The 11,781-nt window shown below is 43.8% G+C and carries 8 protein-coding genes and 2 pseudogenes; 1 reads left to right on the top strand and 9 read right to left on the bottom strand.

Annotated elements, in window-relative coordinates:
* Window positions 1–64: 64 nt before the first annotated feature.
* From nhaC to BHK98_RS08830, 5 genes and pseudogenes are all read right to left on the bottom strand, one after another.
* Entirely contained in the window at window positions 65–1,513 is a 1,449-nt protein-coding gene (gene nhaC / locus BHK98_RS08860; RefSeq protein ID WP_075713494.1) for a Na+/H+ antiporter NhaC, read from the bottom strand.
* Window positions 1,514–1,735: 222 nt separating this feature from the next.
* Window positions 1,736–3,139 (bottom strand): annotated as a pseudogene (gene mtbB, locus BHK98_RS08850) ([dimethylamine--corrinoid protein] Co-methyltransferase).
* Between the two features lie 34 nt (window positions 3,140–3,173).
* Window positions 3,174–4,658 (bottom strand): annotated as a pseudogene (mttB, locus tag BHK98_RS08840) ([trimethylamine--corrinoid protein] Co-methyltransferase).
* Window positions 4,659–4,692: 34 nt separating this feature from the next.
* Entirely contained in the window at window positions 4,693–5,337 is a 645-nt protein-coding gene (locus BHK98_RS08835; RefSeq protein ID WP_075713484.1) for a cobalamin B12-binding domain-containing protein, read from the bottom strand.
* Between the two features lie 125 nt (window positions 5,338–5,462).
* Window positions 5,463–6,347, bottom strand: coding sequence for a hypothetical protein (locus BHK98_RS08830; RefSeq protein WP_075713482.1), 885 nt, complete (start codon window positions 6,345–6,347; stop codon window positions 5,463–5,465).
* A 100-nt stretch (window positions 6,348–6,447) separates the two neighbouring features.
* Between BHK98_RS08830 and BHK98_RS08825 the strand changes: the two genes are divergently transcribed.
* Window positions 6,448–7,782, top strand: a complete 1,335-nt coding sequence (locus tag BHK98_RS08825; RefSeq protein ID WP_075713480.1) for a helix-turn-helix domain-containing protein — start codon at window positions 6,448–6,450, stop codon at window positions 7,780–7,782.
* Between the two features lie 58 nt (window positions 7,783–7,840).
* Here the strand turns inward: BHK98_RS08825 and BHK98_RS08820 are convergent, their stop codons facing one another.
* The 4 genes from BHK98_RS08820 to BHK98_RS08805 form a co-directional block, all read right to left on the bottom strand.
* Complete coding sequence (locus tag BHK98_RS08820; protein WP_075713478.1) at window positions 7,841–8,932, bottom strand: alanine/ornithine racemase family PLP-dependent enzyme; 1,092 nt, start codon at window positions 8,930–8,932, stop codon at window positions 7,841–7,843.
* A 13-nt stretch (window positions 8,933–8,945) separates the two neighbouring features.
* Window positions 8,946–9,326: a PadR family transcriptional regulator gene (locus tag BHK98_RS08815; protein WP_075713476.1), complete on the bottom strand. Its 381-nt coding sequence runs from the start codon at window positions 9,324–9,326 to the stop codon at window positions 8,946–8,948.
* Complete coding sequence (locus BHK98_RS08810; protein ID WP_075713474.1) at window positions 9,323–10,246, bottom strand: CobW family GTP-binding protein; 924 nt, start codon at window positions 10,244–10,246, stop codon at window positions 9,323–9,325. The genes BHK98_RS08815 and BHK98_RS08810 overlap by 4 nt, the downstream gene beginning before the upstream one ends.
* 91 nt (window positions 10,247–10,337) lie before the next feature.
* Entirely contained in the window at window positions 10,338–11,705 is a 1,368-nt protein-coding gene (locus BHK98_RS08805; protein ID WP_075713472.1) for a uroporphyrinogen decarboxylase family protein, read from the bottom strand.
* Window positions 11,706–11,781 lie beyond the last annotated feature (76 nt).

The raw sequence follows: 11,781 nt of genomic DNA, 5'->3' as shown, positions 1-11,781 counted from the left end.
TATAATGCAGAAGGCAACTTTGATATTTGCCTTCTGCTAATGTCACTTTTTTAACTCCGTAAATTCAAGCAAGTTTATCTGCTAAAGCCTTCTTTTCCGCCTCTCGTCTTCTCATGCATTCCTCATATTCCTCATCTGACATCCTCTCCATTGTGATCCCTGTAATACCATAAAACAATGACACAAAGGGATTGATCAGGTTCATGAAAGCATACGGAGCATAAACCGCCGCTGAAATTCCAAGAGTACTGGACATATATGCACCGCACGTTGTCCACGGAATCAATGCAGAAGTCACAGTTCCGGCATCTTCTAAACATCTTGACAGATTTTTATTTTTCAAATGCCTGTTCTCAAATTCTTCCTTATACATCCGCCCCGGAAGTACTATTGATACATACTGATCCGCACATAGAATATTGCATAAAATACAGGTCACTAATGTGATAAAAACCAACGAACCTCTGGATTTCGCAAATCGAAGTACCTTCTCACAGACAATATTCAACATGTCCGCAACATCCAATATACCGGCAATAACCATCGCACACAGTACCAGAACTGCAGAGTAAAACATTGCTGACAATCCGCCTCTGGTCAACAGACTATCGACAAATTCATTCCCTGTTTCACTGGTATAACCGGAATACATGATGTTTCCCAATAGGTTTCCGAAGTTATCACCCTGCCATATCATCGCACAGATCGCGCCAAGCCAAACACCTGCATACAGGCCCGGCATAGCCGGCACTTTAAACACAATCAGCAGAATAACGCATACCGCCGGAATGAGCAGAACTGGTGAAATATAGAAATTCTCCTTCAATACCGTCTGCAGTTCCACAACGGACTTCATGCTTGCCCCAGCATCTCCTGAAGAATGCTTCGCGCCGATAAAAGCATATATGATGACTGCGCCGATCCAGGAAGGCGCGACAGTGTAGACCATGTGTCTGACGTGATCAAACAAAGTTGCTCCTGCCATTGCTGGCGCCAGGTTTGTTGTATCTGAAAGCGGTGACATCTTATCGCCAAAATATGCTCCCGAAATGATGGCACCTCCTGTCATTGCAATGGGTACATTCAAGGCAGAGCCAATGCCAATAAAAGCAATCCCAACGGTACCTGCTGTAGTCCATGCAGAGCCTGTTGCCAGGGAAACAATAGAACAAATAACACATACCGCAGGCAGGAAAATTGATGGCTTAAGAATCATCAATCCGTAGTAAATCATCGCCTGAATAACTCCACCCGCAATCCATGTACCGATCAGCATTCCAACCGTAAGAAGAATCAGCAGAGCCTGCATTGAACTATTGATATTACGAATAATACCTTTCTCCAGATAAGACCATTTGTATCCGTTCAAAACAGCGACAATTGCCGCAAACGCGCCGGAAAATATAAGGGCGCAGTGCATGTAGCCCTTCGCGATTACTATCGTATACATCAGAGATGCGACCATAAACGCAATGACTATGAGCACTTGCCATAAAGGAATTCTTCTACCCATAACTCACTCTATGATACCGTAATTCTCATCGGTACCATATCTCCTTTCCATAATAGACCAAACCTAGGTTATTCACTCATTCAATTGTAAAAGTTCTCATGCCCTTTAGTAACAAGGAGCTTCCCGCCATATAGCCTGCTGACTCCTTGCCCGCCGGCTATATGGCTTGACTTCCTTGTTTATAAGGGTTTTTAATTATTGAGGAACTTTAAATTTGACTGGTTATTTAAGCCCGGCTCTTTCCTTGAATCTCTCCACAGAATTAATTTTAATTCCCAAAACTTCCGAAATACGGAACTTTGCTGCCATTCCGTTATTTTCCTCGGCACACGGCTCAACATGAGCAAGTCCAAGACCCAAATCAGTGCGAACATCCGTCATCACGACAACATCATGCAACTCCTCAACTGTAACTCCCAATTTATCCGCCACATATTCTTTCGCCTGGTCGATCTTCATTTTCTCGGCGAGTTCCATGCGCAAAACCAGATCTCCGGCAGTACGCACACCACCCATACCAGCACAGATAGAATGTGTAGCTTCTGCCCCTATAGGGTCACCTACGCCTACCTAGAACCCGTCAATTTTCCCGATCTCAACCAATGCCTTATCAGCTCGGGAAAGCATATCGCTAGGCATGTTTTCGGTCATCGGCGTTCCGCACACGCCCATACCAACATCAGCGTGAACCGGGATTTCCGCCACATCTGTACAGGCTTTGACAAAGGTGATCACCCGTGCAATATTCCACGGAAAAGTTTTATTGCAATTAGTGTTAACCACAACCCCGAAGATACTGGCACCCGCTTTCTCTGCCATCTTAACCTGTTTGTGAGGATACATACCAGCCAGGCGCTCTCCCTCATACTTCAGTTTCCCGTGCATCCCCAGCACGAACTCGCCTGCCATACCGATTTCGACTCCTAATTCCGGAAATCTTTTCTTGATCTCCTCGGTTGCCTTCAACGCAGCCAGAAAGTCAGCATCTCCTGCCGCTCCGCAGGTATCAAGGTTAATTCCGTCAGCACCAACATCATATGCCTGTTCAGCAACATAAACGATATCCTTTACGCTGTAATCTACCGCCTGCTCCTGTGCCGCAAGAGCCTCTTTTATTTTTCCATCCGGCAAAAGCGTCGCCCAGTTTCCACAGGGGCCGTCCGGTTCTGTATAAAAGCCCAAATCTGGCATTCCTCCAAAGAACAGTGGCATAGTACTGGTGTTTAAAGCTTGTTTCAAAATGCTGGCCTCTCTCTTTGCCACTCCCTTTGCAGTCTTATAGTTGTAGTCGGTATTTCCGATATCAACTGAATCACAGCCCAAAACACGCTCATAAATCAGGACTTCCGTCTCTTTCGCGACGGGAAGCATGCTCTTGACGTTAATTTTGTAGCCGCCAGAATCATTTGTTAAGACAATCTGTTTTCCCGGCTCAACGCCGACGACGGTTCCGTCCATAGTAATAATGCGATAGAGTTTTTCAAAGTCTTCTTCTGACAGCGGATCAATCTTTCCTCTGGAAACAGCATCTTCCATACCTTCCTTCATGTCAGCCCGGATTTCTTCTTCAGTCATATAGACCGGCGATCCATCGCCCATTCGGGTAAAATATTTTCTCTCACCCATACAAATGCCTCCTCTCTTTTTCGTTTACATATAATCATCTCTTTTTCCGTTGGAATGCAGCAAGTTCTTCCGCCTCTTCTTCTCCTTCGACCACGATATCGTGAATCTTCTTACGAACATCATCCGGAAGCGGTTTTACTTTGTAATTTTCCAAAATTTCAACGGCCTGCTCGTTAGCGACCTGATCCATCGTCTTCGAACCGTGTTTTTCCCAATTCTCACGCATTCTTCTGTTGATGAGATTAGTTGTAGAAAGTTCGGATCTCATGTACTTCATTGTATGCTTCTGAGCCAGATAATTTCCAGCCGGTCCAACTGCCTTGATTACATCCAGAGCGAGTGTATCCTTATTAACCGGAATACCCTGAAGAATCCTCCTCGTCATCTTCACAAACTCCTGGTCCATAAGAAGCTGCTCGTAACTCATCGTCATACCCATCTCCAGCATTCCCATTCCGTAAATTACATTACTTCCTGTAATTGCGGGGAGCATACATGTCATTGTTTTTTCATGACCAAGCTGCTCATCAAAACATTTGCTGTCCCCCTACGTTCCGCCTACATTTGTAGGGATTCCATAGTAATGTCCTATCTGACCGACAGCCGCTCCACACATTGCATGCTCTGGTGCTCCAACCGGCGACTGGGCGGTCTTCATGTCCATAATGGTTGTTGATGTACCATATAAAATAGGGTTACCTTTATTAATGATTTGCGCGAGTACAATTCCTCCCAGAATTTCCGCATTAGTACAGACCAGTGTTCCCGCCAATGTTGCCGGTGTGGTTCCACCGCACAACCCCATAGACAAAATATCTATCGGCAATCCATAGTCTGCAGATAATTTAATGATGCTGGTCTCATTTTCATTTATCTCCAGAGGACTGTTCGGGCAAGCGCCCATAGTAATAATCGGACGCTCCCTTAATTTATCGTATCCGCCCTGGATGATGGCCGCCATATCAATGAATCTTTTGGTATTTTTGACCCCTTCCAGATCATGCGCGAAATTCTTTGTTAAGTTATTCAGCACAGCCTCTGCCTCATGCAGAGCTCTAACCTTTTGGTTAACATCTCCCGCTGTTACAGCTATGGAGAACACATCTACAGCCTCCATAGCATCACAAAATCTTGCGACATCACATAAGTCCTGCTTTGTAGACTCTCTGAGCTTATGCGTATACGGATCTACAATAAATACACCCGTCCCAAAGTTTTTATATGCTACACGCTTGCCACCTACAACGGTGTCATTCTTAGGGTCTCTTCCACAAAGGGTAAATTCCGATGGACATGCTTCAATTGAATCGTTGACAAGATTTCGCGGAAATCTGACGCGATCATTTTCATAGTCCACCTCACAGCCTGCTCCGGCATAGATATCCAGAGCCTCTTTGCCGTGAATCTGAAGGCCGTAGTCTTCCATCAGCTCCAATGTGGCCTCATGAATCGCATCAAGATCTTCATTACGTAGCACACAATACCCGTAAATATCCTCCTCATGGGTAAACTTTTTCATTGCTGCCTCCTAAAATGCTATCTTGAAACACCATTTATTTCTTCATCCAATCAAGAATAAAGTTCACGGTATCTGACGCATCCTCACAATATGCATCTGCACCAATTTTATCCGCCCATCTGGTCGTAACAGGGGCTCCTCCTATCATGGTCTTCACCTTATCGCGCACCCCGGCTTCTTTAAGAGCTTCTTCGATGTCCTTCTGTACAGTCATAGTGGTAGTCAGCAGTGCACTACTCCCTACAAAATCCGCATTATATTCGATGGCTGCATCGACGAATTTCTGCGCAGGCACTTCCCTTCCAAGATCGTGCACTTCGACACCATTCGTCTTAACCAGAGATGCTACAATCCCCTTACCTATATCATGCACATCGCCTTCTACGGTGCCGATGACCAATACACCGTTGTTTTGTACTGCTGACATGTCCATTTTACCTTCGATTTCAGCACTCACAACTTTCATAACCTCTGTTGCGAAGATTAGTTCCGGTAAAAAGATTTCACCTCTTCCGAACTGATCGCCAAGTTCCTGCATTCCCGCAGAATACCCGGTCCCCAGCAAGTCAACCAGATCCAGGCCTTCCGCTTCCGCATCGGCCAGCGCTTTCATCGCCATGTCTTCATCAGCCTCAACAATAGATTGTTTTGCAGCCTCCCAAATTGCTTCTTTGCTCATAGTCATTACCTCCGTCACAATAATGAATGATTACGATTTGTACTACTTAAATAGTAACCGTTTTCTGACAAATTTAGATGTAAGGCTTTTTGGAAATACTAGTATTTTTTTTACTCTTCTCACATTCATCGAATCCAATGAATCCTACGCATCATTCGGCTGAACTTCCTCTTATGATATTTTTTTGCCAGTTTTATCAACTTCTGATAATCATTATCTCTGGGATTCGAATGACAATGTTCTGTCAACGCTTCCATAATCTCAACGCAATCACTCTCTGGAATACTGCTGTTTATAAGGTCTTCTTCATCCACAACAAGATCCTTCGGAAAGATCGGTTCATTTCTCACGCGAATATCCGATAAAATAGAGTCCTTGGACAAGGCTTTGTATTCCGGAAAATCATAGACATCCTTCATCGTTTTCGCAAACTCATTTACAAAGTGAAAGTACTCCCATCCATTTTCATAAATAAACCTTTTCAAATAAGCATTCTCACGAATCAGCAAATAGTCACCAATATCTTTAAGTGCGCCAACAATCCACTGAATCATTTCTTCATCAATCCGAGATTCTTTCATAGTATCTTCTACCGCATAAATATCAAACGGATAAAAGAAAACCGCCAAGCGTATCGTCAAAGTCTTTCCCGCCCTACGGAAATTCTCTGTCATATCCTGTAAATCCCGCCGTTTAACAACTCTTTTCACGGGGAAACATTTCGGCAGACAAAATTCTAATAATCCAGTATCCGCAAAGGCTTTCATGGACTTTCCCGGAGCTGTTGACTGTAGCAGATACAAAATCTGATCGAACCGCTCTTCCTGCGTCACATGATCACGATCGTTCCTTTTCATCCAAGTATTGTAATTCTCTTTTTGAATATAGCCATTTCTTTCAATATCACGAACCATTACGGTCAGCATATCCCTACTCGACAGTGCTTGAAATACGACAGGATCAGCCATGGCTCTACGCATTTCGCTGCGAGTCAATTCACTGCTTGACATCTCTTCTCTCCTCTCTTCCATTTCCGAATATTTTGTGTTATACTAGTTTTGGTAATATATTTTTATTCGTTTTGTGTTTTTTTTAGAAAAAGGCAAATGTATGAACAACTTTGTAATTCCATCCCGTGACAAGCCAAATACCACAGAATTGTCCAACTACCTTGATGAATCTCTCCGCTCTTTCTCGGATATTACCGGTATTCCGGTTACATATTTCAGCGACGACGACCACATTCAGGCAGAATATCTGCCAAAACAAAAGATCTGTCGAATTTTCAGCGCATATACTGATTGTACCGGTTTGTGTCGGGCTGCTCTCGCATCTGCCGGGCAGTTCACTACCCGGTTGGGCGAGCCTTATATTTTCCTGTGCAAATCAGGATTGACAAACATTGCTTCGTCCCTGATTATTGACGGCGTTTTTATTGGATATGTTATCGCCGGTCCCATTGTAATGGGCGAACTGCGAACAAGCACCATCAACAAATTCCAAGAACTGAACAACCTCAATAGTCAGACTGTAAATCTGGCAGAAATGATCGCCTCCAACATGCAGACCTACCAACCGAAACAGGTTTCGGAAATTGCGCTCCTTCTATATAACTCTATTGTCGCTGCTGTTGCTTCCGCCAATACTGATTACGATAAACTGCGTAATCAGTATAACAACTTCAGCAATATTAACATTGACATTCAGAAATATAAAAAAGAACATTCCGCTTTCTCTTATCCTTACGATCTTGAAAAAACACTGGTGGAACATGTTCTGGACGGACGTGCCGCCGAAGCAGAGGAGGATCTGCGCAAAATGCTCACCAGTTTTTCCATTTTGGAAGCTGGCGATCTGCACGGAATCAAGGACAAAACACTTTGGCTTTTTGCTATCGTTATTCGACTCTCTAGTCGTAAACAATCTAACCTGAATGAAATACTGGACACCGATCTGGATGTCATCAATCAAATCAGTGAAGCCGATAATCTGGATCACCTTACTGAAATTGCTGTGCACCTCATTCGCCTCATCTCGAATAACATGATCAGTTCTGTTTATGGCGGTGATTCCCAGATTATCTCTAAGGCGCTACAGTTCATCAACATGAATTATCTGAACCGCATCACTCTTCAAATGATTGAAGAGGAACTGCATGTCAACGGCTCTTATTTTTCCACCCTGTTCAAAAACGAGATGGGGAAGCCGTTCACACAGTACGTTAATTCTCTGAAAGTTGCCAAGGCATGTGAACTTCTGATCACTACCAACCTGAACATCTTGGATATTTCTATGTCTATCGGATTCGATGATCAAAGCTATTTCACCAAGGTGTTTAAAAGAGAAGCCGGACTCACTCCTAAACAATATCGAAACTCCTATACTAAAGCCCACGACGGAACCGGTTTGCAGACTAATCAGACAGCCTGTAATTCTGTCAGATAAGAGCATGAAGAAGACAAGACTAATTCAGTTCTCCATGCTCTTATTGCAATGTTCTCATCTACCGATAAACAATCTGCACATTCCTGCAATTTGTCACATAAACCATAGAAGCATAATTAATTCCGAACTCCACAATGTCGCCGGGTTTGAAATCGCGTTCCGCTTCCTGGATATCCAAGATTGTATGATCGCTGGAGGCTCCGATAACCTTCACGCCTTTATCCCTGGGGAAGATTTCATTTATCCCGCCATAGTCTACTTTTCCAATCCCTACCAGGGCACGCCGCCGAATACCACGATCCACGTAGACAGGCCTGTGTCCAAACGCATCGATCGAGATTTTTCCCACCGGATGAGACGGCTTATCTTTCACTTCAATTACCTCTGCTTTTAATGTATAGACATCCTGATGCATATAACTCATATCATAGCCATAGAATATATCCAGGTCTCTGGCCAGAAGAATGCCTTCGCCAACACGGAGCAAATTAATTCTCTTGGGCATATCTCCATCAATGATCCTTGGAAGACTTGTCGTTGCTCCGCCTGAGATATATGTCAACTCACGTCCAATTTTCTCTTCAATTTTTTCTGCAATAGACACTAACTCGTCCAGTTTATCTGCTGTCGCCTCAATGGAACCGTAACAGCCCAAGTTAGTTCCAACACCGGCTAACTCCAGATTCGTGAACTTTTCCTCTACCTGAATTGCAGTTCTTACCATTTCATCTTTGTCCCAAAAACCTTCTCTTAAATCTCCCAGATCGGCCATAAGAATCACTCGATGTTTTTTCTTCTGGGCAACCGCTTGTTTATTCAGTTCTTTCAGTACGGTAATCTCACTGTTCAAACTGATGTCCGTCAACCGTACAACTTCTTTAGCCTCACTGATCATAGGAACCCTCAGCATCATCATCGGAAGATCAATACCTGCGCATTTTGCGTCCTCAATCTGTTCCAAGCGGGAACTGGCAATCATCTTCACTCCACCATCCGCAAAGGCCTGCGCGCATCGCGGAAGTCCTGTGGTTCCTTTGATGACCCCCGCTATATCAATTCCGAGAGTTCTGCATCGACTTACAATTTCCTGCACATTCTCTTTCAAATAAGTAAGATTAATTTCGACTCTCGGGTATTTTTGATCTACCATTTGTTTTCTCCTTTCATCCTCTGTTTCGCTGCAAAGTATCGTCCAGCGCCTTCACAAAAGACACCATGGACACAATATACTGCTTCAAGACCATAGACCAATTATCCAGACACTGCTTTCCCTCCTCTGTAATTGAATAGATTATACGAGCTTTTCCCCGTTCTTCGTCTCTTCGTGCCGTCAGCAATCCAGAAGTTTCCATCTTCCTTAGATATCGATAAACGCCGGTTCTATCTGGCTCCATCCCGTTAAACATAGCATTATCACTGAGTTTTTTGATGATCATAAATCCGTGCAAATCTTCGTCATAAAGAATTTGAAGTATTGCAGGTTGCAGCATCTTGTCCAAATATTTTCCCTGACAAGAGCAATTTGGCTCAAAAAAACTGTTCATAGATGCAACACCCCCTTCAATCCACAGTTTTCAATATTGTGGACAATCAAGCTAATGATGCCGATACCCACTGCGGATATTACGACGATTTCTGTGGCATCTAACAACGAAGCACTCCAATCCGTCCATTCAATATTTTTCCCTACCGCACTGATCTTCACCTGCGCCCGATTCGTTCTGGCAAACCCTTTGATTCGATAACAACTTTCCGACAGAATCTCCACCAGCCTTCGAAGCGATGTTTCTTCCACACTCTTCTCAGCTTTCAACACGCAGGTCACCGGTCTTCTCTCCTTGTTATTTGTGCTCTCCCTATCCGGTCTATTCCGCAGAAACAGATTCTCCACCAACTCACGATAATCCAATCGACAATAGCTGGTTGTGTAGATTACTGCGTCTCCATTGTTAGAATGCACTGTTTCCAAAATACCTGACAAGGTCTTTTCGTCAATACGGTCTGCTTTATTCACAATAACCGCACTGCAAAACTCCATCTGATAGTTAATAGCCGGCAGGATTTCGAAAAGCTCTGAAAAACTTTCGCCATCAATGACACACACTGCACCCCGATAATCATATGGCTGAAACAGTTTCAGTTTTATTCCTTCCAAAATGCGAATCATTCCGGCAGGATCTGCCAATCCTGAGGCTTCAACAAAAAGGTAGTCAATATTCATCCGGCTCATCGCAATCAAAGTGTCTACAAATTTGTCTTTAATGCAGGAGCAAAAGACAGAGCCGTTCTGAAGTTCAGACAACCGAATCCCTTGCCTTTCCACGAGGCGAGCATCAATATTAACTTTTCCAAAATCATTGACCACGACACCAACCTTCTCGTCCGTGTAAGTATCTAAAATACCCTGAAGTAATGTTGTCTTTCCGGCTCCCAGAAAGCCTGTCAATAAAATCAGTTTTATCATATTTTTCTAAACCTCTCCTGACTGCGGCGCAGGTATTCATAAACAACACCCGGACGGTAATTTGCCGTCCGGGTCAAAATATGCAAGATGCTCAGTCTTGTTTCCTGTCGGCAGCTTCCTTTACTGCTGCAATCAATTCATCTCTGTTCGGAATAATTGAAATGAATTTCTGTTCTCCATCGATACACATCGTTGGAAGATTAGCGATTCCCATTTTTCTGGTTCTGGCGATGTCTTCCTTGATAAAGTATTTATATATCCTGTACTCAGCAATATCACGAATCGCATCGAAATTGTCTAAAACAGATGCCTGCATATAAGTGCATGCTGCACATTGATCTGGATCCAACAGAAACAACTCGATAATAACTTTTTTCGATGCCGCATAATCCGGGATCTCAACCTCGATATCGTCAAAAGAACTGGAATAGTTCTCTACAAGTTTACGCGATGTATCCGGATTTTTGACTGCCTGCGCACAGGCAATTGTATTCTCGCGCGGTGTCGCATATGGCATATCGCATCCCGGACTGACAATCAAACCCGTCTTATCTTCAATGCTGTCCAACTCATCCAGAACACACTTAATGTTATCCTGCTGCGTGCCGTGAAGCATAACTGTTGTCAGTGGAATGTTCCCACTGATGGATATTCCGTATTTGTCTGTGATCTTTTTTGCCTCAACCAGATCAACATTCTCATCGACCGCAATTCCGTCTGGTTCGCACTGACACATTACTTCTATCTGTTTTGTTGCGTTCCCACATACAAAGAAAGAACTCAGCCGGTCTCTGCTCCGTATGTAATCAAACACCCCAACAAAGGTATCCTTCAGCAAACCGTCAATCATCTTTGGAGACACCTGACTGATCAACGGATCAACCACAGCAATCACATCCATGCCAGCATCAATATACATCCCTGCCATGGCAATGGAAACCTGTCCGCAGAACGCCATCAAATCCTTTACATACTCTTTATCAGACATCATGTCCATAAAGAGATTCGTTCCTCTTAAATGAGAAGCTAAAGTGAACGGCCCACATATCAGTCCAAACAATGCGGTGTCATCTCCAATTTCGTGCTTTACTCTACCCATAGCTTCCAAAATAACTGGCATTCTTCCAGAATCCTTCGCCGGAATCTTGCAGGAACACGGAAGCGTCTTTTCTTCAGCCAGCGGATGAGACTTAACTGATGGAGGATTATAATCCGCCCACATCAATTCGCAACCAATAATCTCCGCTTCCACCTGTAAGTCGAACAGTACCGGCAAGCCATCCGGCATATATAATTTCTTAACTTCTTTCAGCGACTCTACAATATGATCCGCGTTAGTCAGCATTTCCGTAGCTGTGTATCCCTTCAGTTGTCCAGCGTGAACTCCTGCAAATGGTACCCAAGGTACAGAATCTGTTTTTTCATGACATAATGCTTTCAATACAAGATCTTTTCCCATAATTTCCTCCGGTTTTTCTTAATCACCAGCTTAGACTATTTCCGTGACTCAATTATACAAGTACCATTCCGGGAAA

This window comes from Hornefia porci (assembly GCF_001940235.1).
Lineage (GTDB): Bacteria > Bacillota > Clostridia > Peptostreptococcales > Anaerovoracaceae > Aminicella > Aminicella porci.
Note: the sequence above shows the minus strand (reverse complement) of the source record. Positions and strands in the feature narration are given on the sequence as shown.

Coding starts and splice junctions, on each gene's coding strand:
- nhaC (WP_075713494.1), bottom strand. CDS start 1,513: ATGGGTAGAAGAATTCCTTTATGGCAAGTGCTCATAGTCATTGCGTTT.
- BHK98_RS08835 (WP_075713484.1), bottom strand. CDS start 5,337: ATGAGCAAAGAAGCAATTTGGGAGGCTGCAAAACAATCTATTGTTGAG.
- BHK98_RS08830 (WP_075713482.1), bottom strand. CDS start 6,347: ATGTCAAGCAGTGAATTGACTCGCAGCGAAATGCGTAGAGCCATGGCT.
- BHK98_RS08825 (WP_075713480.1), top strand. CDS start 6,448: ATGAACAACTTTGTAATTCCATCCCGTGACAAGCCAAATACCACAGAA.
- BHK98_RS08820 (WP_075713478.1), bottom strand. CDS start 8,932: ATGGTAGATCAAAAATACCCGAGAGTCGAAATTAATCTTACTTATTTG.
- BHK98_RS08815 (WP_075713476.1), bottom strand. CDS start 9,326: ATGAACAGTTTTTTTGAGCCAAATTGCTCTTGTCAGGGAAAATATTTG.
- BHK98_RS08810 (WP_075713474.1), bottom strand. CDS start 10,246: ATGATAAAACTGATTTTATTGACAGGCTTTCTGGGAGCCGGAAAGACA.
- BHK98_RS08805 (WP_075713472.1), bottom strand. CDS start 11,705: ATGGGAAAAGATCTTGTATTGAAAGCATTATGTCATGAAAAAACAGAT.